The 23,273-nt window shown below is 71.5% G+C and carries 20 protein-coding genes and 1 pseudogene; 7 read left to right on the top strand and 14 right to left on the bottom strand.

The window, feature by feature from the left end; all coding sequences use genetic code 11:
- Positions 1-64: 64 nt before the first annotated feature.
- From ectB to thpD, 3 genes are read left to right on the top strand one after another with little or no spacing between them, the layout of a single operon-like run.
- Positions 65-1,336 (top strand): diaminobutyrate--2-oxoglutarate transaminase, encoded by a 1,272-nt coding sequence (gene ectB, locus SCAB_RS33845; protein WP_013004615.1) that lies wholly within the window; start codon positions 65-67, stop codon positions 1,334-1,336.
- Positions 1,337-1,390: 54 nt separating this feature from the next.
- Entirely contained in the window at positions 1,391-1,789 is a 399-nt protein-coding gene (locus SCAB_RS33840) for an ectoine synthase (protein WP_013004614.1), read from the top strand.
- A gap of 5 nt (positions 1,790-1,794) precedes the next feature.
- Positions 1,795-2,691: an ectoine hydroxylase gene (gene thpD / locus SCAB_RS33835; protein WP_013004613.1), complete on the top strand. Its 897-nt coding sequence runs from the start codon at positions 1,795-1,797 to the stop codon at positions 2,689-2,691.
- 94 nt (positions 2,692-2,785) lie between these two features.
- Here thpD and SCAB_RS33830 read toward each other — a convergent pair whose 3' ends face one another.
- From SCAB_RS33830 to SCAB_RS33805, 6 genes are all read right to left on the bottom strand, one after another.
- Positions 2,786-3,808: a maleylpyruvate isomerase family mycothiol-dependent enzyme gene (locus tag SCAB_RS33830; protein WP_013004612.1), complete on the bottom strand. Its 1,023-nt coding sequence runs from the start codon at positions 3,806-3,808 to the stop codon at positions 2,786-2,788.
- Positions 3,809-3,884: 76 nt separating this feature from the next.
- Positions 3,885-4,493 carry an RNA polymerase sigma factor gene (locus tag SCAB_RS33825; protein WP_013004611.1) on the bottom strand — a complete coding sequence of 203 codons (609 nt, stop codon included), beginning with the start codon at positions 4,491-4,493 and terminating at the stop codon, positions 3,885-3,887.
- Between the two features lie 56 nt (positions 4,494-4,549).
- Positions 4,550-5,599, bottom strand: a complete 1,050-nt coding sequence (locus tag SCAB_RS33820; protein WP_037728209.1) for an aminotransferase class V-fold PLP-dependent enzyme — start codon at positions 5,597-5,599, stop codon at positions 4,550-4,552.
- A gap of 104 nt (positions 5,600-5,703) precedes the next feature.
- A complete protein-coding gene (locus SCAB_RS33815) occupies positions 5,704-6,426 on the bottom strand; it encodes a DsbA family oxidoreductase (RefSeq protein WP_013004609.1) in 723 nt (240 codons plus the stop codon).
- A 120-nt stretch (positions 6,427-6,546) separates the two neighbouring features.
- Complete coding sequence (locus tag SCAB_RS33810) at positions 6,547-7,155, bottom strand: DUF1349 domain-containing protein (protein WP_013004608.1); 609 nt, start codon at positions 7,153-7,155, stop codon at positions 6,547-6,549.
- A 126-nt stretch (positions 7,156-7,281) separates the two neighbouring features.
- Complete coding sequence (locus tag SCAB_RS33805; protein WP_078580231.1) at positions 7,282-8,811, bottom strand: aldehyde dehydrogenase (NADP(+)); 1,530 nt, start codon at positions 8,809-8,811, stop codon at positions 7,282-7,284.
- Between the two features lie 147 nt (positions 8,812-8,958).
- Between SCAB_RS33805 and SCAB_RS33800 the strand changes: the two genes are divergently transcribed.
- Together SCAB_RS33800 and SCAB_RS33795 are read left to right on the top strand one after the other, a co-directional pair.
- Complete coding sequence (locus SCAB_RS33800; protein WP_013004606.1) at positions 8,959-9,732, top strand: IclR family transcriptional regulator; 774 nt, start codon at positions 8,959-8,961, stop codon at positions 9,730-9,732.
- A gap of 118 nt (positions 9,733-9,850) precedes the next feature.
- Positions 9,851-11,302 carry a peptidoglycan D,D-transpeptidase FtsI family protein gene (locus SCAB_RS33795; protein ID WP_013004605.1) on the top strand — a complete coding sequence of 484 codons (1,452 nt, stop codon included), beginning with the start codon at positions 9,851-9,853 and terminating at the stop codon, positions 11,300-11,302.
- A 72-nt stretch (positions 11,303-11,374) separates the two neighbouring features.
- On the opposite strand, the pseudogene SCAB_RS33790 reads toward SCAB_RS33795, so the two are convergent.
- Positions 11,375-12,827 (bottom strand): annotated as a pseudogene (locus tag SCAB_RS33790) (NCS2 family permease).
- 269 nt (positions 12,828-13,096) lie between these two features.
- On the opposite strand from SCAB_RS33790, the gene SCAB_RS33785 reads away from it, so the two are divergent.
- Positions 13,097-13,699 (top strand): SigE family RNA polymerase sigma factor, encoded by a 603-nt coding sequence (locus SCAB_RS33785; protein ID WP_013004603.1) that lies wholly within the window; start codon positions 13,097-13,099, stop codon positions 13,697-13,699.
- Positions 13,696-14,583, top strand: a complete 888-nt coding sequence (locus tag SCAB_RS33780; RefSeq protein WP_041669967.1) for a hypothetical protein — start codon at positions 13,696-13,698, stop codon at positions 14,581-14,583. The genes SCAB_RS33785 and SCAB_RS33780 overlap by 4 nt, the downstream gene beginning before the upstream one ends.
- A gap of 444 nt (positions 14,584-15,027) precedes the next feature.
- Here SCAB_RS33780 and SCAB_RS33775 read toward each other — a convergent pair whose 3' ends face one another.
- From SCAB_RS33775 to SCAB_RS33745, 7 genes are all read right to left on the bottom strand, one after another.
- Positions 15,028-16,140: a right-handed parallel beta-helix repeat-containing protein gene (locus tag SCAB_RS33775; RefSeq protein ID WP_037728192.1), complete on the bottom strand. Its 1,113-nt coding sequence runs from the start codon at positions 16,138-16,140 to the stop codon at positions 15,028-15,030.
- Positions 16,141-16,175: 35 nt separating this feature from the next.
- Positions 16,176-17,393 carry a dienelactone hydrolase family protein gene (locus SCAB_RS33770; protein ID WP_049875798.1) on the bottom strand — a complete coding sequence of 406 codons (1,218 nt, stop codon included), beginning with the start codon at positions 17,391-17,393 and terminating at the stop codon, positions 16,176-16,178.
- Positions 17,380-18,420, bottom strand: coding sequence for a pectinesterase family protein (locus SCAB_RS33765; RefSeq protein ID WP_013004599.1), 1,041 nt, complete (start codon positions 18,418-18,420; stop codon positions 17,380-17,382). The genes SCAB_RS33770 and SCAB_RS33765 overlap by 14 nt, the downstream gene beginning before the upstream one ends.
- A gap of 1 nt (position 18,421) precedes the next feature.
- The gene (locus tag SCAB_RS33760) at positions 18,422-19,546 is read right to left on the bottom strand and encodes a pectinesterase family protein (RefSeq protein WP_013004598.1); all 1,125 of its coding nucleotides are present in this window, start codon (positions 19,544-19,546) and stop codon (positions 18,422-18,424) included.
- Positions 19,546-20,853: a pectate lyase family protein gene (locus SCAB_RS33755; protein ID WP_013004597.1), complete on the bottom strand. Its 1,308-nt coding sequence runs from the start codon at positions 20,851-20,853 to the stop codon at positions 19,546-19,548. The genes SCAB_RS33760 and SCAB_RS33755 overlap by 1 nt, the downstream gene beginning before the upstream one ends.
- 66 nt (positions 20,854-20,919) lie before the next feature.
- Complete coding sequence (locus SCAB_RS33750; RefSeq protein ID WP_013004596.1) at positions 20,920-21,726, bottom strand: rhamnogalacturonan acetylesterase; 807 nt, start codon at positions 21,724-21,726, stop codon at positions 20,920-20,922.
- Between the two features lie 135 nt (positions 21,727-21,861).
- Entirely contained in the window at positions 21,862-23,205 is a 1,344-nt protein-coding gene (locus tag SCAB_RS33745) for an ABC transporter substrate-binding protein (protein WP_013004595.1), read from the bottom strand.
- Between the last annotated feature and the right edge of the window lie 68 nt (positions 23,206-23,273).

Raw genomic sequence — 23,273 nt, 5'->3', positions numbered from 1 at the left:
ACGCCCCCTCCCCTCACCCTCCCCTCCCTCACTCCCTCCCCCACGCACCGAGGAGCGATTCGACGTGACCATCACCCAGCCCGACCTGAGCGTCTTCGAGACCCTGGAGTCCGAGGTGCGCAGCTACTGCCGCGGCTGGCCCACCGTCTTCGACCGCGCGCAGGGCAGCCGGATGTTCGACGAGGACGGCCACACCTACCTCGACTTCTTCGCCGGAGCCGGCTCACTCAACTACGGCCACAACAACCCCGTACTCAAACGCGCGCTCATCGACTATCTGGAGCGGGACGGCGTCACCCACGGGCTCGACATGTCGACGACCGCCAAGCGGACGTTCCTGGAGTCCTTCCAGAACCTGGTGCTGCGGCCGCGCGACCTGCCGTACAAGGTGATGTTCCCGGGGCCGACGGGCACCAACGCGGTGGAGTCGGCGCTGAAGCTGGCGCGGAAGGTGAAGGGCCGTGAGTCGGTCGTCTCCTTCACCAACGCCTTCCACGGCATGTCGCTCGGCTCGCTCGCCGTCACCGGCAACGCCTTCAAGCGGGCCGGCGCGGGGATCCCGCTGGTGCACGGCACCCCGATGCCGTTCGACAACTACTTCGACGGCACCGTCGAGGACTTCCTGTGGTTCGAGCGGCTGCTGGAGGACCAGGGCTCCGGACTCAACAAGCCCGCCGCGGTGATCGTGGAGACCGTGCAGGGCGAGGGCGGCATCAACGTCGCCCGCCCCGAGTGGCTGCGCGCGCTCGCCGAGCTGTGCGAGCGGCAGGACATGCTGCTCATCGTCGACGACATCCAGATGGGCTGCGGTCGTACGGGCGCCTTCTTCTCGTTCGAGGAGGCGGGCATCACCCCCGACATCGTCACCGTCTCGAAGTCGATCAGCGGTTACGGACTGCCGATGTCGCTGTGCCTGTTCAAGCCGGAGCTGGACATCTGGGAGCCGGGCGAGCACAACGGCACCTTCCGCGGCAACAACCCGGCGTTCGTGACGGCGACGGCCGCGCTGGAGGCGTACTGGGCCGACGGCTCCGCCATGGAGAAGCAGACCCGCAAGCGCGGGGAGCAGGTCGAGCAGGCGTTCATCTCCATCACGGAGGAGAACCTGGCCGACGTGAAGGAGTACCGGGGCCGCGGCCTGGTGTGGGGCCTGGAGTTCCACGACAAGGAGCGCGCGGGTCGGGTCGCCAAGCGGGCGTTCGAACTCGGCCTGCTGATCGAGACGTCCGGCCCGGAGAGCGAGGTCGTCAAGCTGCTGCCCGCGCTCACCATCACCCCCGAGGAGCTGGACGAGGGCCTGCGCGTCCTCGCCCGCGCCGTACGGGAGACCGTCTGATCCGTTCCGTACGGAAACCATCCGACAAGGCTGAGAAGGAGGCCTGGAACCACCGTGATCGTCCGTTCTTTCAAGGACCTGGAAGGCACCGACCGGCACGTCAAAGCGGCGTCCGGCACGTGGGAGAGCAAGCGCATCGTCCTCGCCAAGGAGAGGGTCGGCTTCTCCCTGCACGAGACGGTCCTCTACGCCGGCACGGAGACGTCGATGTGGTACGCGAACCACGTCGAGGCCGTGGTGTGCGTCGAGGGCGAGGCCGAGCTGACCGACGACGAGACCGGGCGGACGTACACGATCACGCCCGGGACCATGTACCTCCTCGACGGGCACGAGCGGCACACCATGCGGATCAAGGAGGACTTCCGCTGTCTGTGTGTGTTCAACCCGCCCGTGACCGGCCGGGAGGACCACGACGCGAACGGCGTCTATCCCCTGCTGACGGAGGAGGGCTGACCACCATGACCACCATGACCACACGCACCGATCTCTACCCGACCCGCGGCGCCACCGAGGTCTCGGTCCCGCGTCAGGACCCGGTCGTCTGGGGCTCCCCCGCCACGCCCGGCCCGGTCTCCCTCGCCGAACTCCAGGCGTACGAGCGCGACGGCTTCCTGCCCGTCGAGCAGCTCATCGCGCCGGACGAGGTGGCCGTGTACCGGCAGGAGCTGGAGCGGCTCGTCGCCGATCCGGCGATCCGCGCGGACGAGCGCTCCATCGTCGAGCCGCAGTCGCAGGAGATCCGCTCGGTCTTCGAGGTGCACCGGATCAGCGAGCTGTTCGCGCAACTGGTGCGCGACGAGCGGGTCGTCGGACGGGCCCGGCAGATCCTCGGCTCGGACGTCTACGTCCACCAGTCGCGGATCAACGTCAAGCCGGGGTTCGGCGCGTCCGGTTTCTACTGGCACTCCGACTTCGAGACCTGGCACGCCGAGGACGGTCTGCCGAACATGCGGACGGTGTCCGTCTCGATCGCCCTGACCGAGAACCACGACACCAACGGCGGTCTGATGATCATGCCGGGGTCGCATCGCACGTTCCTCGGCTGCGCGGGCGCCACCCCGAAGGACAACTACAAGAAGTCCCTGCAGATGCAGGACGCCGGCACCCCGTCCGACGAGGCGCTGACGGCCATGGCCTCCGAGTACGGCATCAAGCTGTTCACCGGCAAGGCCGGTTCGGCGACCTGGTTCGACTGCAACTGCATGCACGGCTCCGGCGACAACATCACGCCGTTCCCGCGCAGCAACGTCTTCATCGTCTTCAACAGCGTGGAGAACACGGCCGTCGAGCCCTTCGCGGCGCCGATCCGGCGTCCGGAGTTCATCGGCGCGCGGGACTTCACCCCGGTGCCCTGAACACCGGGTCCGGGCCCGTGCGGTGACCTCACCGTCACCCGGGCCGGGCCGGGCGGCCGCTGCCCCCGAGCGGCCGCCCGGCCCTTTCGCGCGTTCACAGCCAGGCCAGTGACGCGGCCCGCTCCAGGACGTCCCGGGCCGCGGCCTCGTCGCCGGTGACGCGCCTCGGGACGTCCGCCGGGGCGTGGCGGCCGCCGACCAGGAGGCAGAAGTCCACCGGGTCCAGGGTGAGGGCGGCCCGTACGGGACCGCTGTCGTCGCCGAGGGTCCAGCCGGTGGCGGCGGGACCGGTGACCTCCAGGCGCACGGGGGCCGCGTCGTGCAGGGCCAGGCCGAGGATGCGGACGGCCAGGCGGACCAGCGACCACAGGTGCTCGTCCGGCGGCGGGGGGACGGAAAGGCCGAGCGCGCGGCCGATGTCGTCGGTGTGGATCCACGCCTCGAAGGCGCGCACCAGGAAGTGGTCGGCGACCGGCAGCCGCAGGCCCATCACCGTGACGGGGCGGGCCGCGAGTTCGGGGGCGCCGGCCTCGGGGGTGGCCAGCAGCGCCGCGGCCTGCGCCGCCCAGGCGGCGACCGTCTCCCCCGGTGCCCGCCCGTGCTCGTGCGCGATGACGTCGGCGGTGCGCCGGGCCCAGGCGTCCGCCAGGGGCGTCCCCTCCGGGATGCGCGAGGCGGGCAGCGGCGTGTCCAGGCCGAGAGGTGCGGCGAGGTGTTCGTCGGCGGCGAGGAGGTGCGCGACGGTGGCGTGCGCGTCCCAGTCGTGCACCACCGGCGTGCCCCAGCGGCCGTCCAGTTCCGGTACCAGCGCCTGGAGTCCGGCCACGGCCGCGGCGTAGGGGGCGGCGTGGTGGGCGAGCTCGGCGGCGCGGGGGCGGCGGGAGCCCAGCGCGAGCGCGAGGACGCCGTCGGCGTTCCCGGCCGGGGCGGCGGCGTCGCGGGCGGGGGCCGGACCGCCGTCCAGCAGGCGTACGGTGTCGCGGAGCCGTTCGGCCTCCGCCGCGCACGACTCGCAGCCGGCCAGGTGCAGGGAGACCGTCCACCGGTCGGCGGGGGGCAGCGCGCCGACCGCCCAGGCGGCCAGCAGCTCCCGTACGCCGTCGTGGTCGTTGGTCATCGCGCGCCGCCCTTTCGCCCTGCCGCGTCCACGATACGCACGCCCGGCGCGGTCCCGGCGGTCGCGTACGCCCCCATCACGCGCCCCTCACCGCCGCCGGGTCCGGTGGGTCGGCGAGGGACCGGGCCAGGGTGCGCAGGGCGGAGCGCAGCCGTGTCTTCGCGGTGCCCTCGGGTATGCCCAGTTCGACCGCGGCCTGGCGGTAGGTGCGGCCCGCGAAGTAGGCGAGGTGGACCACCTCCCGCTGCGGGCGCGGCAGTCCGGCGAGCGCGGTGTGCAGCAGCAGGGAGCGCTCGCGGTCGACGACCGCCTCGTCCGGGCCCGGCCCGGCGTCGGGGATGGCGTGCAGCTCGGAGTCGTCCGCGCGGGCGTCCTTGCGGTGCCGGGCCTCACTGCGCACCCAGTCCACGGCCCGCCGGTGGGCGACCATGGAGAGCCAGGCGCGCAGCGAGCCCCGGCGCGCGTCGAAACCGTACGGTCTGCTCCAGAGCTGGGCGAAGACCTCCTGCGCCACGTCCTCGGCGGCCACCGGGCTGCGGGTGACCCGGACGGCCACCCGCCGGACGAGCCCTCCGTACGCCGCGTACGCCTCACGCAGCGCGGACTCGTCCCCGTACACCAGCCGCCGATGCAACTCCACATCGATGGACGGCTGTTCGAGCGTCGGCTCCACCGGCACCACCACCTCGTGATGCCTTCCTAGCGCCCCCGCCCGGTCCCGCGCCAGTGGGTCCGGCCAAGTCAGCCGGACAGGACGTCCAGCAGACGGTCGACATCCGCGGGCGTGTTGTACAGGTGGAAGGCGGCCCGCAGATGGCCGGCGCGGTCGGAGACCTCGACGCCCGCCCGGCTCAGCTCCGCCTGCCGGTGGCCGAGTCCGGGCACCGAGACGATCGCCGATCCGGGCGCCGGCACCGGCTCCCGGCCGAGGCGGCCGAGGCCGGCGCGGAACCGGTCGGCCAGCGCCAGGTCGTGGTCCCGCACCCGCGTCACGCCCAGTTCCTCGATCAGCGCCAGGGACCTGCGGGCGCCGGCGTACGAGAAGAGGCTGGGGCTCTCGTCGAACCGGCGAGCGGTCCGGGCGAGTTCCTCGACCGGGCCGTAGCAGCTGTCCCACGGTTCCTGTCCCGCGACCCAGCCGGCGAAGAGGGGGGTGAGGCCGCCGAGGTCCTCCGGGACGACGAGGAAGGTCACCCCGCGCGGGCAGACGAGCCACTTGAAGGCGACGGAGACGACGTAGTCGTACGCGTCGGCCCCGACCGGCAGCCAGCCGGCGGACTGCGACGCGTCGACGTACGTCCGCGCCCCGTGCGCCCGCGCGGCCTCCCGGATCGCGGCCAGGTCGGCGATCCGGCCGTCGGCGGACTGGGCAGCGCTCACCGCGACTAGGGCCGTGCCGGGGCGCACCGACTCGGCGACGCGCTCCAGCGGCACCTGGCGCACCTTGAGGTCGCCGCGCACGTGGAAGGGGTTCACGAGGGAGGTGAAGTCGCCCTCGGCGGTCAGCACCTCGGCGCCCTCGGGCAGCGAGGCGGCGACCAGTCCGCTGTAGACGGCGACGGAGGCACCGGCCGCCACCCGGCTGTCGGGCACCCCGACGATCCGCCCGAAGGCCGCCCGCGCGGCCTCCACGTCGGCGAACATGTCCTGCGGCCGGCCGGCCGCGACCGACTCCACGCCGGCCTTCATCGCGGCCACCGTGCGGGCCGGCAGCAGTCCGGTACTCGCGGTGTTCAGATAGGTGTTCTTCGGGGCGAACTCGGTCCTGACGAGGCTCTCGAAGGTCTCCATGGCACCACTGTGGGGTCCGCGCGCACCCCACGTCCATGGAGATGTTCTGCGCGTTTCCCCCAAGCAATGCTTATGGATGCCCGCTGACCTGCGCGGTTCGTCTCCTACGCCTGCTGCGGGACGGCACACCCGTCCGGGCCGCAGACCTCCGCGTCCTCGGCCGCGACGGTCCTCAGGGGCGCGGGCCTCTCGCCCCACGCCTGCGTGAGCGCCTGCTCGAACACCTCGGCGGGCTGGGCGCCGGAGACGCCGTACTTGCGGTCCAGGACGAAGAACGGCACCCCGTTCGCCCCCAGCTCCGCCGCCTCGCGCTCGTCGGCGCGGACGGCGTCGGCGTACGCGTCGGAGTCGGCGAGCACCCCGCGCACCGTCCCCTCCTCCAGCCCCGCGCCCACGGCCAGCTCGACCAGGTACTCGTCCGCGTCGGCGTACACCGACCGCTCCTCGGCGAAGTTCGCCCGGTAGAACGCCTGGAGCAGCTCGCTCTGGCGTCCCTCCTCCTTGGCGAGGTGCAGCAGGCGGTGCATGTCGAAGGTGTTGCCGTGGTCGCGGCCCTCGGCCCGGTAGGCGAGGCCCTCGGCGCCGGCCTGCTCGCGCAGGTTGTGCTCGCCCGCCTGCGCCTGCGCCTCGCTCATCCCGTACTTCTTGCTCAGCATGGTGAGGACCGGCTGGATGTCGTCCTTGGCGCGGCCCGGGTCGAGCTCGAAGGAGCGGTGCACCACCTCGACGCCGTCGCGGTGCGGGAAGGCGGCGAGCGCCTTCTCGAAGCGGGCCTTGCCCACGTAGCACCAGGGGCAGGCGATGTCGCTCCAGATCTCGACGCGCATGGTTCAGCTCTCTCCAGGTCGTACGGGACGGAGTCGGCCTCCGCTTCTACGCTGGATGAACGTTCAAGCAGCCCGGCTCATTCCCGGTCGCGTCCGTTCCCGGTCGCGTCCGTTCCCGGCTCAGCTGCCGTTGCGCAGGTCCTCCGGCCAGTTGGGGCGGAACTCGATCTCGTCGTAGGTGACCACGCAGCCCTCGCCCATCGGGGACTGGGTCATGAAGCCGACGAGGGCGGCACCGCTCTCGTAGGGGTCGGAGAGGGTGAAGAGGCGGACGAAGATCCAGCGCTTGCCGTCGCGCGAGGCGTGGAAGGCGAAGGCGCGGCCGGTGCGGCTGACCCGCAGCCAGACCGAACTGCCGTCCACGGTGAAGGAGTTGGCGTCGTCCGAGTGGCCCCGGGTGACCACCGTGCACACGGTCGGCACGTCGGGCGAGTACTCCAGGCAGAGCTTCGCCCAGGCCCGCGGCCCCACGTGCACGTAGAGGACGCCCGCGTCGAACCCGGCGGCGAAGCCGACGGTGACCTTCGCGATGAGCTGGAAGTCCCCCTCCGGCGCCCCCAGCAGCCGGGGCGCGTCCGACGCGGGGTCCAGCCCGTCACCGGTGGGCGGCACGAACCGGTCCTGCCGGGCGCCGGCCCACCCGGTGAGCACCCCGTCCTCGTAGGACCAGTGCCCGTCGGGGCCGTACGTACGAAGGGGGAAGGGGAGTTCGGGAATCTCGACGTCCATGGGGGGATTCTCGCAGCTCCCGGCCCACTGCCGCGCCCCGATGGGGGTGCGGGGAACTGCGCGAGCAACCACAACGCTCGCGCAGTCCGGAACCGAACCGAACCCCTACGGCGCTACCGCACAGAACTAGCGCTCGAGAACCCCGTTGAACCGCCGCGGCAGCCCCAGCGGGTTCTCGTCCCGCAGCTCCGGCGGGAGCAGCGCCGAGGGCGCCCCCTGGTAGGCGACCGGCCGCAGCCACCGCTCGATGGCCGTACCGCCGACGGAGGTGGACGTCGAGGTGGTGGCGGGGTAGGGACCGCCGTGGTGCTGGGCCGCGGCCACGGCCACACCGGTCGGCCAGCCGTTCACGAGCACGCGCCCGGCCAGCGGCGTCAGTTCGGCCAGCAGCTCCGGTCCGCGCCCGCCCTCGGCGGCCTCCTCGCCGGACACGTGCACGGTCGCGGTGAGGTTGCCGGGCAGCCGCGACAGCACCGACTTGGCCTCGTCCTCGTCCGCGTACCGGGCCACGACCGTGAGCGGCCCGAAGCACTCCTCCAGGAGCAGGTCGTGCTCGCCCTCGGCCGCCAGCTTCCCCGCGGGGACGGTCAGGAATCCGGGGCTGACGGTGTGGTCGCCGCCCGCGCCGGCGGTCACCGGCGACTCCACCTCGGGCAGTTCGGCACGCTCGGCGACACCGGCGAGGAAGTTGTCGCGCATCCGGTGGTCCAGCAGCACCCCGGAGCCGACGTCGCTGACCGCGTCGGTGAGCGACTTGAGCAGGCGGTCACCGGCGTCACCGGCGGGCGCCAGCACCAGGCCGGGCTTCACGCAGAACTGGCCGACGCCGAGGGTCATCGACCCGGCGAGTCCGGCGCCGATCGCCTCGGCGCGCTCGGCGGCGGCGGCCTCGGTGACGAGCACGGGGTTCAGGGAGCCCAGCTCGCCGTGGAACGGGATCGGCACGGGCCGGGCGGCGGCCGCGTCGAACAGGGCCCGGCCGCCGCGTACCGAACCGGTGAAGCCGGCGGCGGTGACGAGCGGGTGCTTGACCAGCTCGACGCCCGCCTCGAAGCCGTGCACGAGGCCGAGGACGCCCTCGGGGATGCCGTGCTCGGCGGCGGCCCGGCGCAGCACGATCGCGACCAGCTCGGACAGCGCCGGGTGGTCGGGGTGGGCCTTGACGACCACCGGGCAGCCGGCGGCCAGCGCGCTCGCGGTGTCGCCGCCGGGGACGGAGAACGCGAAGGGGAAGTTGGACGCCGAGTAGACGGCGACGACGCCGAGGGGGACCTTGTAGCGGCGCAGGTCCGGGATGGGCGGCGTGGCGGTGTCGTCGGGGTGGTTGATCACCACGTCGAGGAAGGCGCCCTCGTCCACGATGTCGGCGAAGGCCCGCAGCTGGTAGCAGGTGCGGGCGAGTTCGCCGGTGAGCCGGACCGGGCCGAGCGCGGTCTCCGCGTCGGCGACCTCGACGAGCTGGTCCTTGGCCGCCTGGAGCTGGTCGGCGGCCGTGCGCAGGAAGGCCGAACGGACGGTCCGGTCGGCGAGGGAGGCGCGGGCGGCGTGCGCCGCGCGGACGGCGGCGTCCACCTCCTGGGCTGTGGCCTCCACCGCAACCTGCTCGCGCTGCTTCCCGGTTCGGGGGTCGACACTCCAGACTGGTGCTGCTGCCACCGCGGGTTCCTCCACGTATATCTGGGTCAATTCCCAGAGGTGTTTCTGGGTCACTCACCAGGGTCGTTCGATATGCTGAACGCTGTCTCTGATGATGAATACTCGGTATCGGAGACTATTTCCCGTCCAACGAAGGGGTCAAGGGCGATGTCGGCAGTCGAGACGGGCGGCGGAGCGCAGGTCAAGTCGGCGGTGAGGACCGTTGAGCTGCTCGAATACTTCGCCGGGCGCCCCGGAATGCACTCGCTGGCGGCCGTCCAGGAAGCCGTCGGTTACCCCAAGTCCAGTCTCTACATGTTGCTCCGCACCCTCGTGGAGCTGGGCTGGGTCGAGACGGACGCGACGGGCACCCGCTACGGCATCGGGGTGCGGGCGCTGCTCGTGGGCACCTCGTACATCGACGGCGACGAGGTGGTGGCGCTGGCCCGGCCGACGCTGGACCGGCTGTCGGACGACACCACGGAGACCATCCACCTGGCCCGCCTCGACGGCACGAACGTCGTCTATCTGGCCACCCGGCAGTCGCAGCACTATCTGCGCCCCTTCACCCGGGTGGGCCGCCGGCTGCCCGCGCACTCCACCTCACTGGGCAAGGCGCTGCTGGCCACCCACACCGACGAGCAGGTCCGCAAGATGCTCCCGGAGACGCTGCCGGCGCTGACCGAGCACACGATCACCGACCGGGAGCGGCTCATCGAGGAGCTGCGCCAGATCCGCGAGCAGGGTTTCTCCGTGGACCGCGAGGAGAACACGCTCGGGCTGCGCTGCTTCGGCGTGGCGATCCCGTACCGCACGCCGGCCCGTGACGCCATCAGCTGCTCGGTCCCGGTGGCCCGGCTGACCCCCGCCCACGAGCAGCTGGTCAAGGACGCCCTCTTCGACGCGCGCGACCGGCTGACGCTGGCGACGCGCCGCCTCTGAGCGGCCCCTGGACACCGAACCCGGCCGGGCCGGGGACGGTCCCGGCTCCATGAGGAGCCCATGAGAAATCCGGGCGAAGGGAACGACCGGCCCGTTCCCGCTCGTCCTTCCGGGTGCCATGAACAAGACGATCAGGCGCTCCGCCGTCTTCTGCCTGCTGCTCGTGCTCGCCCTGCTGGTGCGGGCGACCTGGGTGCAGTTCTACGAGGGAACGGCTCTCGCGGACTCCCCGGACAACCGGCGCAACGCGATCAGGACGTACGCGGCGCCGCTCGGGAACATCATCGTGGCCGGCGACTCGATCACCGGCTCGGCCCGGACCAGGGACAGCGACCTCGCGTACCGGCGCACGTACACGGACGGCGAGCTGTACGCGGCGGTCACGGGCTATGCCTCGCAGTCCTATCTGCCGACGCAGCTGGAGGGCGTCTACAAGGACCTGCTCGACGGCACCGACCTGCGGCTGAAGACCGTGATGGACACGGTCACCGGCGAGCGGGCCGAGCCGGGCGACGTGATCACCACGATCGATCCGGCGGTGCAGAAGGCGGCGTTCAGGGCCCTCGGCGACAAGAAGGGCGCCGCCGTGGCGATCGACCCGGCGACCGGGCGGATCCTCGCGGTGGTGTCGACCCCGTCGTACGACCCGTCCGCGCTCACCGCCGCGGGCACCGCCGGCGCGGCCTGGAAGAAGCTGAACGCCGACCCGGACAAGCCGCTGACCAACCGGGCGCTGCGTCAGCCGCTGCCGCCGGGGTCGACGTTCAAGCTGGTCGTGGCGGCCGCCGCGCTGGAGGACGGGCTGTACGCGTCGGTGGACACGAGGACGGTGAGCCCGGACCCGTACACCCTGCCGGGCACCACCACGGAGCTGTCGAACGAGAACCCGAGCGCGCCCTGCGAGAACGCCACGATCCGTACGGCACTGCAGTACTCGTGCAACAACGTCTTCGCGAGGATGGCGGTCTCCCTCGGCCAGGACAAGGTGCGGGCGATGGCGGAAAAGTTCGGCTTCGACGACAAGGCGCAGGACGTGCCGGTACGGGCGTACGAGAGCGTCTATCCGACGGGCATGGACAAGTCCTCCACCGCCCTGACGGGCATCGGTCAGTACGACGTCACCGCGACGCCACTGCAGATGGCGATGGTGTCCGCGGCGATCGCCGACGGCGGCAGGCTGGTGGCGCCGCACATGGTGGCGCAGATCACCGACGGAAGCGGTGACGTCCTGGAGGACTACGACTCCGAGGCCGGCTCGAAGCAGATCATGAGCGCCCGCACGGCGGAGCAGCTGCAGTCGGCGATGCGGACGGTCGTCGAGGACGGCACGGGCACGAACGCCCGGATCAGCGGGGTGACCGTGGGCGGCAAGACCGGTACGGCCCAGCACGGCGAGAACAACAGCAAGACGCCGTACGCCTGGTTCACGTCGTACGGGAAGGCCGGCGGCAAGGCGGTCGCCGTCGCGGTCGTCGTGGAGCAGTCGAACGCGGCGCGGTCGGAGGTCAGCGGCAACGGGTTGGCTGCGCCGGTCGCGAGGGCTGTGATGGAGGCGGCGTTGAAGGGGTGAGACCACCTGAAGAGAAGGGCCGCCCTCACTCCCCCCGGAGGGCGGCCCTTCGCCGTCAGCGTGCGAACGACGTCACCGCACCCCGAACAGCTGCTGGACCGGGTTGATCGCGAAGTAGACCAGGAACAGCGCCGAGGTGGCCCAGAGCAGCCAGTGGATCTCCTTGGCCTTGCCCAGCACCGTCTTGATCAGGACGAAGGCGAGGAAGCCGGCGCCGATGCCGTTGGTGATGGAGTAGGTGAAGGGCATCACCGCGATGGTGAGGAACGCCGGGATGGCGATCTCGTACTTGTCCCAGTCGATGTGCTTGACCTGGGTCATCATCAGGAAGCCGACGGCGACGAGCGCGGGCGCGGCGGCCTGCATGGGGACGATGGTCAGCAGCGGGGTCAGGAAGAGCGCCACCGCGAAGAGGCCGCCGGTGACCAGGTTGGCGAAGCCGGTGCGGGCACCCTCGCCGACGCCGGCCGCGGACTCGATGTAGGAGGTCGCGGAGGACGAGGAGGAGGCACCGCCGGCGACGGCCGCCGCGCCGTCGATGAGGAGGACCCGGCCGAGGTTCGGGACCTTGCCCTCCTCGTCCAGCAGCCCGGCCTCGGCGGTGATGCCGACGACCGTGCCCATGGTGTCGAAGAAGTCCGAGAGCAGCAGGGTGAAGATGAGCAGGACGACCGTGATGACGGTGGTCTCGCCGAACGAGCCGAAGAGGCTGAAGTCGCCGATCAGTCCGAACTCGGGGGCGGCGACGAGGTCGCCGGGGACCTTCGGGGTGGTGAGGCCCCAGCTCTTGCATGTCGGCCACCGAGTTGATCACGATCGCGACGACCGTCATCGTCAGGATGCTGATGAGGATGGCGCCCCGCACCTTGCGGGCGAGGAGGGCGACGGTCAGCAGGACACCGGCGCAGAAGACCAGGATCGGCCAGCCGGACAGCGCGCCGCCGGCGCCGAGCTGGACCGGCACGGTGGTGTTCGCGATGTCCGGGATACGGGTGACGAACCCGGCGTCGACGAAGCCGATGAAGGCGATGAACAGGCCGATGCCGACACTGATCGCCTGCTTGAGCGGCTGCGGTATGGCGTGCATGACGGCCTCGCGCAGTCCCGTGACCACCAGGACGCAGATCAGCAGACCTTCGAGGACGACCAGGCCCATCGCGTCGGGCCAGCTCATCAGCGGGGCTATCTGGAAGGCGACGACCGCGTTGAGCCCGAGGCCGGCGGCGAGGGCGAGCGGCAGGTTGCCGCCGACGCCCATGACGACCGTCATCACCGCGGCCACGAGGGCGGTGGCGGTGACGAGTTCGGCGCCGTCGAGGGTGTGGCCGTACTTGTCCTTGGCGTTGCCGAGGATGATGGGATTCAGGACAAGGATGTACGCCATCGTGAAGAACGTGGCGAGGCCGCCGCGTATCTCACGGGCGAAGGTGGATCCCCGGGCGCTGATCCTGAAGAAGCGATCGACGCTGTTCGCCCCGGACGGTTCGGGTGCGGGCCGGTCGGCAGCCTTCTGTGCCTCGGACATGAACGGTGCTCCTAGTGGGATGTGTTGACGACGCGCGGATGCTGGCTGGATTGTTCCCCCGCTGAACCCGGTTCAGGTTTTCTCCGTGTTACGAAAACGGAGTTCTCCCTGCAAGACGGCGTTCGAAGCCGCGTACGAACCCGTTTCACGATCACTGCTACTCTTCCGGATCTCGTCGGGGGTCGACCTCGGACGATCACATGTCGTTCACCCGACACGCACAGCCGGCCGCCTCGGCCGCTGTGGCCGCAGCGAGAAGAGAGGTCCCCGTGGGCACTGTCGTCGACGACGCAGCCTCCGTGGAGTTCCACGCCTTCTTCGAACGGCACTATGCCGAACTCTCGCGCCTCGCCCACCTGTTGACGGGTGAGGCGGACGCCGCCGACGACCTGGCCGCGGACGCGCTGCTCGCGATGTGGCACCGCTGGGACCGGGTCCGCGCGGCGGACCATCCGGTGGCGTACGCCCGTGGCGTCGTCGCCAATCTGGCCCGTACCCGGATCCGCAGCGCGGTCCGCGAGCGCCGCCGGATCACGCTGTTCTGGTCGCAGCGCGAGGAGAAGGCCGACAATCCGGATGTGCCCGGCGTGGTCGATGTCCAGTCGGCGCTGCGCAGACTGCCCTTCCGCAAGCGGGCGTGCGTGGTCCTGCGGCATGCTTTCGACCTCTCGGAGAAGGACACGGCGCTGGCTCTCGGTGTCTCGGTCGGTACCGTGAAGAGCCAGACGTCCAAGGGGATGGCCGAGCTGCAGAAGCTGCTCGGCACCGAGGACGCGCCACGGCGGATGCACGCGGGCATCACGGGCGGGGGCGTGCGGGGCGCGAGTGTGACCGGTGCGGCTGCGCCGGGCAGCGGAGGAAGGGACCGATGAGGGACGTGCACGAGGACCTGCGCGCCCGGCTGCGTGAGTCGGCCGAGGCGCACGAGCCCGACCGCGCCCGCATCCTGGCCCGGATCGAACGCGGTATGGCGGCCCCCGCGGAGCGCCGGAGCCGCAGGGCGGCGACGCGGCCGCCGCTGTGGGGCTGGGTGCGGGTGGTCACCGCCACCGCCGGTGTCGCGAGCGTGCTCGCGGTCGGCGGCTACGCGGTCGCCTCCGCGGTGAAGGGCGAGGAGACGGCGCCGGCCGACCGGGGGACGGTGGTGGTCTCCCCGACCCCGCTGGACTCCCCGGCCGCCACCAGCCGGGCCCCGCTCCCGCCGGACCGGCCGGGCCCGAGCGCCGGCGGCAAGCAGGAGACGAAGCCCCGCTCGACCCCGTCGCAGAGCCCTTCCGCCAAGGCCACGCCCGCGCCGGAGCTGCCCTCCTCGGGCAAGGAGCAGGACGGTCCGCTCTGGTCGGACGGCTCGGTCGACCCGCACAGCAACGACTTCTGGGCGCAGAGCAACCTCACCCTGCGGACGGGCGAACAGCTCACCGAGCTGACCGTGCAGCTGCGGATCGCCCGGACCGGCGGCGTCACCTCGGCGGGTGCCTGGCGCTCGCTGCCGGAGCAGGACTTCGACCTCACCGTCGCCACGGACGACGGCTTCCTGGTCTACACGTGGGTGCTCAAGGACGGCCGAACGGTCCCCAAGGGCGAGTTCGTCTTCGCCGGGCAGTACAACCACGAGCGCGGCGGCCGGGACGCGGGCGGCGACCGCTACGCGATGACCGCGAAGGCGGACGGCGACGACCTCGCGGTGGCGGGCGACTTCGAGGCCCCTGACGACAAGGGTTCCTCCGGCGGGGACGAGAACGAGGACGGCTCGTAGGAAGATCCGCGGCGGATCCGTTCGGACCGGGAGCACAACCCCGCGTCCGCGTCCGGCGTCTTTGTCAGTGCGTGGCAGTCGAACGCCAGACGGACGAACACCAGTAGGTGCGAGCTTTCCGGTCCCGGCGTCCGGCCCGCCGCGAGGACCTGCCGGCCCGAGCCCCCCTCGGCCGGCAGCGGTGCCGACCGGAGCCCCCCTCGGGGTCGGCACGCACAGCGCCCCCCGCCGGTGACGACCGACGGGGGGCGCGCCCCTCGATGACATCCGTGACTGTGACGCACGGTGTTCGTTCCCGAGGCGAGGCGTCTCGGCCGCAGCGGGGAACGAAGCGGACCGGAGGGGCCGCTCCGGCCCGCTTCAGATCACTGGTCGCCGCCCGGCGGGAAAGGGTTGCCGCGCGCCGCCTCCCCCGGCCGCCGTCGGTCCGACATGGCGGCCGACTCAGTCCATGGTCGCGCCGATCGTCGTGCTGCCCGTGGTGAGGAAGGTGGTCGCGGGCAGGGTGCCGCTCGACGAACGGGCGTTGAACGTCGTCGAGGCGCTGGTCGAGCGGAAGGCCGGGGTCGGGACGCCCGCGTCCCAGTTGTTGCCGGAGGACACGACCGACGAGCCCTTGTTCACCGAGCCGCCGCTGTTGCCCACCGCCAGGTTCCTGCCGAGACGGGCCGCGCCGGTGGCGAAGTAGTACCCCCACTTGGCATTGGCGTAGGCGGTGGTCCGGTTGATGACGATGGCACCCTTGTTGCTGTTCTCGGTGAAGCCGTTGCCCGCGTTGTCCCAGGCGGCCGAGTTGTTGATGACATGGGCGACGGTCTCGCCGTCGCCGCCCAGCTTGTAGCCGTTGCCGTCGCCCGCGAACGCGGAGTCGCCCCAGCGGTTCCTGCCGTTGCCCATCGCCCAGGTGTGCTCGACGGTGACGGGCGAGGAGAAGGACCAGAAGTCCAGACCGTCGTCCGCGTTGTTGTAGAGACGGGCCCCGGTGATGAGGTTGCCGCCGCCGGAGCCGAACTTCACGGCGATGCCGTCGGCGTTCTCCCCGTGATTGGCCCGGTCGTAGTGGCCGTAGGAGTCGATGTTGCGGACGGTGTTGTTGGTGGTGCCGTCGCCGGTGAGCGTGAAGCCCGAGTCGCCGCCGTTGATCGTCTTGATGTTGTCCCAGACCGTGGAGGCGCAGGACTGGCAGACGACCGCGCTGTCCGGGGAGTTCTGGAAGGTGATCCCGGAGACGGTCCAGTAGTCGGCGGTCAGCTTGAAGATCCAGCCGCCGGCGGGGAGGTTCGAGCCGTCGATCTTCACGGTCTCCGAGCCGTACGGCTGGAGGTGTATCCGGCTGGAGGAAGTGCCGTTGGCCGTCGACTGGAGGGTCGCCGTCGGGGAGTACGTGCCGCCGCGCACCTGGATGACGGTGCCGGGGGTGGCGTTCTTGATGGCGTTGGACAGGGCCGTGGTCGTGTTGACGACCACGGTGGCGGCGTGCGCCTGGGTGGGGAGCACGGCCAGGCCGGCACCGAGGGCGAGGGCCGTGCCCAGGGCGAGAGTGGTAGGACGAGACATGGAGAGCGGTTCCTTTCTCGTGCGGGTGGGGTGGTTCACAGGACGGAGCCGAGCCAGTCGAGGACCTCGTCCTGCAGGGGCGCGGTGAAGACGTGACCGAGGTCCGGCCAGGTCTTCAGCCGCAGCCGCTCCTCGGCGTGACGGGAACGCCAGACGGCGCGCAGCTTGTCGTGGGCCACGCGGACCCCGTCGGCGGGGAACAGCGGGTCGAGGCCGCCGTTCAGGAAGAACATCGGCTTGGGGGCGCCGATGCTCGCCACGTCGGGGAAGTCGAGATGCCGGGCGAGCCCGGGGTGGAGCATGTAGTAGGAGGACTGGCCGCGCAGGATGTTGTTGCCGGGGACCATGACCTCCTTGAGCCCGGTCATCCAGCAGACGCTCACGGCGGCCGCGATGTCGTCGCTGAGCGCGGCGGTCTGCCAGGCCCGGAACGCGCCCATCGAGAAGCCGAGGGCAGCGACCCGGCGCCGGTCCACCCGGTCGAGTCCGGCCAGGAAGCCCGCCGCGCGCACGTCCTCCCGGGCCATCAGTCCGGCGAGGGAGGAGCCGAGGTGGTAGAGGTTGCTCGCGAGGGCCTGCTGCTCCTCGTAGGCGACAGGGCCCCGGTCGCCCCAGCCGAGCGCGTCCACGGCGAGGACGACATGGCCGCGCCGGGCGAGTTCGTCGCCGACGAACCGGCCGCTGAAGTACCGGTCGGCCCAGGCCCGCGCGGACGGCAGGCGGCTCTCGTCGTACCAGGGCTCGACCAGCTTCTCCTTCCCGATGTCGAACCTGGCCCCGTGGTCGTGCAGGAGGAGGACGGCGGGGAAGGGTCCGGTGCCGTGCGGGGTGAGCAGGGCGCCCCGGACCCGGCCGTACCGGGTGAGGGAGAAGGTCACCGTCTCGCGGGTGAAGCCGTCGCCCTCGGCCCGCTGTCCGCCGAACTCCGGCGCGTACGGGGTCTCGTCCCGTCCGGCCACCAGATGCTCCTCGACCTTGGCCCGGGCCGCCCGCCGCCAGGTGCGGAAGTCCCGGATCGGTGAGGTGCCCCAGGCGAGCGGGAAGCGCAGCTCGTCCTTGAGCAGGGGGTGGAAGTCGGGGAGGGCACCGGCCGGGGCGGCACCGGCGGCGCCCGGGGGCTCCGCGCCGGCCGCCGGTGATCCCGCGCCGGTGCCGAGCGCCGCCGCCCCCGCGCCCGCCACGAAGGCCCGGCGTCCCACGGACCGGCGGGTCCCCGGCGGGTCGGGAACGCCCGCCGGTTCACCGGCCGGCATACGGCCTCCAGTCGCCGAGGTAGGTCCGCCGTGAGTGCTCCCTCGCCTCGGCCGCCGTCAGCTGCGGCCGGTTCTCCGGTACGGAGACGACCGCGCCCGGACCGGAGTTGGCGTGCTCGCGGAAGCGCATGGTCTGCCAGGGGTAGGTCGCCCGCATGTCGGTGTACGGGGCGGCCGCGTCGATCCCCGGGCCGATCCAGGTGTCCCGCACGACCAGCGAGGGCCAGGCGGTCGTCTCGTACGAGGGCACCCAGGGCCGGGCGATCTTGTAGGCGGCGTCCTCGGCGCCGGAGGTGATCCGGCCGCGCACGGCGAGGAAGCCGTAGGGGTTGGCGCGGGCGGTGGCCGGGGCGAAGACCATGCCCTTGGGGGTGAAGGGCACGTCCCGCTGAAGGGTGCGGAAGTGGCACGTGTCGAAGACGGCCCTGGCCCGCCCGAACACGAAGTCCACGTCGCCCTCGATGTGGCAGTGCCGGTAGTACTGCCGGTCGAAGGCGTCGAGCGCGGTGGTGTCCGCGAAGAGGGTGTCCTGGTGGGCGAGGAACCGGACGTTCTCGAAGTGCGAGCGGTCGCCGGTGACGTACGCGGCGACGGCCTGGGTCCCGGTGTAGTCCGGATGGTCCGCGCGCAGCCAGTCGTTGGCGAGCGTCAGGTCCCGTACGGTCAGGCCGGGCGCCGCCGAGGTGAAGGTGGCGGAGCCCGCGGTGCCGTACGTGCCGCCCTCGGGCCTCGGGGTGCCGTTCGCCCGGGCGAAGACGACGACGGCGGCGCGGGGGTCGCGGGACGCGCCGCGCAGGGTCAACTCCCCTTTTTCCGCCGGGACGTCGACGACCTCCCGGTACGTCCCCGGGTGGACGACGATCGTCCACCCGGGGCCGGTGACGGCGTCGACGGCGGCCTGGACGGACCCGCCGGGCCGCACGTGCAGCACCCGGCGGGGTCCGTGGGCGAGGGCGGGGGTGGTGCCGGCGGCCGTCAGGCCGCCGGCGAACCCCGCCAGGCCGGTGAGCAGTGTGCGCCGGCGCATGTCAGAACGCCTCCCACGGGGTCCAGTCGCCGAGGTACGCCTCGCGGGTGGCCGCCCCGGCCTCCGCGCGGGTGAGCTGGGGCCGGTTCTCGGGGACGGTGACGGCGGCGCCCGGCCCGCTGTTCCGGTACTCGGCGAACCGCTGCTCCTGCCAGGGGAAGCCGGACGACATGTTCGTGTACGGCGCGACCGCGTCGATGCCGGCGTCGAGGCGGGTCCGGCACACGGTGAGCATGGGCCGGGCGGTGGTGTCCGAGCTGGGCACCCAGGGGCGGGCCAGCTTGTAGAAGGCGTCCGGGGCCTCGCTGGTGATCCGGCTGCGGGTCACCAGATAACCGCGCGGGTTGGCGCCCGCCGTGGAGGGCGCGAACACGAACCCGTACGGGGCGGACCCCAGATCGGTCCTGGTCAGCGTACGGAAGCGGCAGCGTTCGAAGACGGCCGTGGCCCGCCCGAAGACGAAGTCCACGTCCCCCTCCGCGTAGCAGTCGCGGAAGTACTGCCGGGCGAAGGTGCCGAGGGCCGTCGAGTCGGCGTACAGGGTGTCCTGGTGGCCGAGGAAGCGGCACCGCAGGAACGCCGACCGGTCGCCCTGCACCTTGAGGGCGACGGCCTGTGTGCCGGTGATCCCGGGGTGGTCGGCGCGCAGCCAGTCGTTGGCGAAGGTGATGTCCCGCGCGGTGAACCCGTCGGCCTGCACCAGGGTCGTGGCGGACCCGGTGGTGCCGTAGGTGCCGCCGCCCGGCTTCGGCGTACCGGCCGCGTTGTCGTACATGACCACCACGTCCCGGGCGTCCCCGGAGGCCCCGATCCAGGTCATCCCGGTCCGGGCGACACCGACGGCGACGGTCTCGCGGTACACGCCGGGCGCGACGACCAGGGTGTATCCGGTGCCCGTCGCGGCGGTGACGGCGGCCTGGACGGTGGTGAAGTCGCCGGCGCCGGCGGCGTCCACGTACAGGGTCCGCTCGTCGAGGCGGGCGGCCGGTGATCCGTAGGGCCCGAAGACGCGGCGGCGGCCCGCCCGGGCCGCCTCGGCCCGGGGCGCGACGGCGAGCGCGAGCACGCTCCCGGCCCCGGCGGCCAGCAATGACCGTCTGCCCGGGCCCGGGGGGCGCCCGGTCATCAGCAGACCTTCCCTGCGCCCGCGCCGTTGCCGACGATGCCCGGCACGGCACGCGGGGAGTCGACCCTGGTCCGCAGGGTGGGTGTCCACCCGGCGCCGGACTGCAGGAACTCCTCGGGGATCTCGGCGTTGTGGACGGCGATCAGGTCCGTCCGCTTCCCGTTGACGTAGTTGTTCTCGGCGGTGAGCGGAGCCTCCTTCCACTTCTTCAGCACCTTGCCGACACCGGCGCCGGCCGGCAGCGAGATGGCGTTGTCGGTGGCGTGGAGCTGCGAGGAGATGCCGATGCCGAAGAGGTAGTAGTCGGACTTCTGCGCCTCGCCGACCACGTAGTGGTTGTTGTAGACGTCGACCTGGCCGAACCGCACGCGCGGGGAGCGCTGGAGGATCCCGTCGAAGCGGTTGTGGTGCAGGGTGACCTTGAGCTTGCCCGAGTCGGTGGCGGCGGTGCTGTCGCTGTTGCCGATCAGCATGTTCTTGTCGTGGTTCTGGAAGCGGTTCCAGGACACGGTCACGTGGTTGGCGCCGCGCACGATGTCCGTCAGCCCGTCGTGCTGCTGGAACACCTTGCCGAAGTACACCGGCCGCTCGCTGTCCGGGTAGCGCCCGTCGGTGAACGTGTTGTGGTCGAGCCACACGTGGTCGGTGCCGTAGACCACCACGGCGTCGTACTCGGAGTTCCAGTTGCCGGTGTTGTTGTCGTCGGTGGGGTCCCACTTGGGGAAGCAGTCGAGCGGCGCCTCGACGGTGAGGTTGCGCATGATGACGTTGGAGACGCCCTTGATCTGGATGCTGCCGCCGAGGATGCCGGAGTTCCTGCCGACGCCGACGATGGTGGTGTTGCTGGGGATGTTCGCCTTGATCTCGGAGTCCTGCCGGGCGGCGGAGGCGACCCGCGCGTCCTCCTGGGGGCCCTTGGCGACCTCGTCGTTGCCGTAGACGGCCGGGTCGTAGTCCTTGAGGTACTGCTGGAGGTCGTAGCCGCCGGTGACGAAGGCGTCGCAGCCCTCGGAGACGGCGTCGATCATGCCCTTGACCTTGATGATCTTCGGCGCGTCACCGCCGTCCCGCAGGGCGGCCTTGAACGCGGCCCAGGTCGTGACGGTGTAGACGCGCTCGGCGGTGGCCGCCGAGCCGCCCGTGGTGCCGCCTTCCGCCGAGCCCCAGCCGTCACCCGCGCCGAGGACCTGCCGGCCGAGGTCGCGCTCCTGGGACTGGGCGACACCGGTGCCCGTGACGCCGAGGACGAGCGCGGAGCAGCCGACGAAGGCAGTGATGGCATGGGCATGCCAGATACGGGGACGCATGGATGCGGTTCCTTTCGGAGCGGAGCGAGGGGATGAGGAAAGTTCTCGGGACAGCGCTGGGTGCTGCTACGCCTCGGGCCAGGTGATCCAGGACTCCGGGATCACCTCGACCAGCCGGCGCACGTCGAGCCGCGACAGGACCCGGCGGCGCAGCAGCTCGGAGGCGACCAGCCGTGCCACGGCGATGGCGCCGGGCGGGTTGAAGTGCGTGTTGTCCTGCTCGGTCGCGGTCCAGTTGAAGTACTTCTTGGTCTCCTCGACGCCGAGCTTCTGCCACAGCGCGAGGGACAGTGCCTGGATGTCGAGCAGCGGGACACCCTCCTGCGCGGCGAGCGCGATCGCCGCCGCCGGGTAGTCGCCGTGCGTGGGCACGGCCTTGCCGGCCGCGTCGAACTTCCTGCGCTCGACGGAGGTCGCGAGCACCGGCCGGGCTCCCCGGTCCCGGGCACCGTCCAGGTAGCGGAGCAGATGCTCCTGGTAGGTCGTCCAGGGCTCGGTGTAGCGCGTGGGGTCGGCGATCTTGGAGTCGTTGTGCCCGAACTGGACGAGGAGGAGGTCCCCGGGCCTGATCGCGGCGAGGACGACGTCCAGCCGCCCCTCGTCGATGAAGCTCTTGGAACTGCGGCCGTTCACCGCGTGGTTGGCGACCTTCAGCCCCGGGGCGAGGAAGAACGGGAGCGCCATGCCCCACCCCGTCTCGGGGGCGGCGTCGGCGTACTTCTGCGCGGCGGTGGAGTCACCGGCGATGTAGAGGGTGCGTTCGCGGCGGGGGCGGTGGAACGGGGCCGCGGCGGACGCGGGGCCCGTGGCCGCGACGGTGAGGGGAACGGCGGCGAGCGCCGCGGTGGTGACCTGTCTACGGGTGAGGGACACGTGCGGGTGCCTTTCCAGTAGGGCCCCGCGCCCCGTTCTCGGGGGCGCGGGGACTGTCACATGTGCGGCTCCGCCGCGTGGGCGCGGCCGGCCGCGACGAACCTGCGGCCGGCCACGGACGACCGGCCCGAGCTGTCAGCCCTTCTGCTCGTTCCACTCGGCCTGCGCCTCGTTCAGCTGCTCGGCCATCGTGTCCAGGAACTCCTTCGCCGTGCTCTTCCCGTCCATCACCTTCTGGAAGGCCGGCTCGTTGTCGGCCTTCGAGATCGTGTTCCAGTCCGGCAGGTAGTACGGCAGCTGCACGATCGTCGTCGACCCGTCGGTCAGCGCGGCGGCGGCCAGCTTGGTCGGCTCGGCCTCCGCGATCCACGTGTCCTTCGCGGCGTCGTTGTTCGACGGCACCTGCCCGGCCGACTTGTTGAACTTCGAGTTCTCCTCGCGCGAGGTGGCGAACTCGATGAACTTCCAGGCGGCGTCCTTGTTCTTGGAGCTCTTGAACACACCGAGCCCGTCGACCGGGTTGGACACCTGGACCCGCTTGCCACCGGGCCCGGTCGGCTGCGGGATGCCGCGGAACTTGTCGCCGAACGCCTTCACATGGTCCTGGTAGGAGCCCAGGTTGTGGTTGAGCATCCCGATCGTGCCGGAGTCGAACTGCGCGACCATCTTGGTGAAGTCGTTGTTGAGGTCGGCCGCGGGCGTGACCTTCTTGTAGAGGCCGACGTACTTCTCCAGGGCCGCCACGTTCTTCGGGTCGTTCACGGTGGTCTTCTCACCGCTCGCGTCCCAGAACGAGGTGATCCCCGACTGCCCGTACATGGCGTCCAGCGCCTGCGCGATGGAGCCGGCGCCGCCGCGGATGGTGTAGCCGAACTTGTTCTTGTCCTTGTCGGTGAGCTTCTCGGCGGCGTCGTAGAACTTGTCCCAGTCGGTCGGCTCGGGCAGGCCCGCCGCCTTGAACAGGTCCGTGCGGTAGTAGAGGACACCGTTGTTGGCGGAGGTCGGGATCGAGTAGAGGGCGTCGCCGCCGCCGGCGGACTTCAGCGACTCGACCATCGACTCGTTGAGCTTGCCGCTCAGGGAGGACTTGGAGAGCCGGCCGTCGAGCGGCTCCAGCGCGCCCTGCGCGGCGAATCCCGCGGCCATGGCCGCGCCGATACCGCCGACGTCCGGCAGGCCGCCGCCCTGGATGGCCGTGTCCACCTTGGACTGGTACTCCGTGGAGGCGATCCCGACGTACTGGACGTCGATGTCCGGGTTGGCCTTCTCGAAGTCGGCGATGACCTCCTTCCAGATCTCGGTGCGGACACCGCCGTTGTTGTCCCAGAAGACGATCTCGCCCTTGCCGCTGCCCTCGGAGCCCTTGTCCCCGCCGGTGCCGCTGCCGTCGTCACCGCAGGCGGTGGCGGTCAGGGCGAGGACGGATCCGAGGGCGACGGCCGCGGCGGCGCGCCTGCTTCTGCGCATGCTGATCTTCATGGAAGGGCTCTCTTCTTCTGGATACGAGGGTGATGAAGTTGTGGCGGTGCGTGCTGTCTCCGGGGCGG

Source organism: Streptomyces scabiei 87.22 (assembly GCF_000091305.1).
Classification (GTDB): Bacteria; Actinomycetota; Actinomycetes; order Streptomycetales; family Streptomycetaceae; genus Streptomyces; species Streptomyces scabiei.
The sequence above is the reverse complement of the archived record's forward strand: the minus strand, read 5'-3'. Positions and strand labels throughout refer to the sequence as shown.

Bases quoted from the DNA above. Each gene is read 5' to 3' on its own strand.
- SCAB_RS33795 (WP_013004605.1), top strand. From the start codon at position 9,851: ATGAACAAGACGATCAGGCGCTCCGCCGTCTTCTGCCTGCTGCTCGTG.
- SCAB_RS33760 (WP_013004598.1), bottom strand. From the start codon at position 19,546: ATGACCGGGCGCCCCCCGGGCCCGGGCAGACGGTCATTGCTGGCCGCC.
- SCAB_RS33815 (WP_013004609.1), bottom strand. From the start codon at position 6,426: ATGCGCGTCGAGATCTGGAGCGACATCGCCTGCCCCTGGTGCTACGTG.
- SCAB_RS33800 (WP_013004606.1), top strand. From the start codon at position 8,959: ATGTCGGCAGTCGAGACGGGCGGCGGAGCGCAGGTCAAGTCGGCGGTG.
- SCAB_RS33775 (WP_037728192.1), bottom strand. From the start codon at position 16,140: ATGTCTCGTCCTACCACTCTCGCCCTGGGCACGGCCCTCGCCCTCGGT.
- SCAB_RS33765 (WP_013004599.1), bottom strand. From the start codon at position 18,420: ATGCGCCGGCGCACACTGCTCACCGGCCTGGCGGGGTTCGCCGGCGGC.
- SCAB_RS33820 (WP_037728209.1), bottom strand. From the start codon at position 5,599: ATGGAGACCTTCGAGAGCCTCGTCAGGACCGAGTTCGCCCCGAAGAAC.
- SCAB_RS33770 (WP_049875798.1), bottom strand. From the start codon at position 17,393: ATGCCGGCCGGTGAACCGGCGGGCGTTCCCGACCCGCCGGGGACCCGC.
- SCAB_RS33830 (WP_013004612.1), bottom strand. From the start codon at position 3,808: ATGACCAACGACCACGACGGCGTACGGGAGCTGCTGGCCGCCTGGGCG.
- SCAB_RS33755 (WP_013004597.1), bottom strand. From the start codon at position 20,853: ATGCGTCCCCGTATCTGGCATGCCCATGCCATCACTGCCTTCGTCGGC.
- SCAB_RS33780 (WP_041669967.1), top strand. From the start codon at position 13,696: ATGAGGGACGTGCACGAGGACCTGCGCGCCCGGCTGCGTGAGTCGGCC.
- SCAB_RS33745 (WP_013004595.1), bottom strand. From the start codon at position 23,205: ATGAAGATCAGCATGCGCAGAAGCAGGCGCGCCGCCGCGGCCGTCGCC.
- SCAB_RS33810 (WP_013004608.1), bottom strand. From the start codon at position 7,155: ATGGACGTCGAGATTCCCGAACTCCCCTTCCCCCTTCGTACGTACGGC.
- thpD (WP_013004613.1), top strand. From the start codon at position 1,795: ATGACCACCATGACCACACGCACCGATCTCTACCCGACCCGCGGCGCC.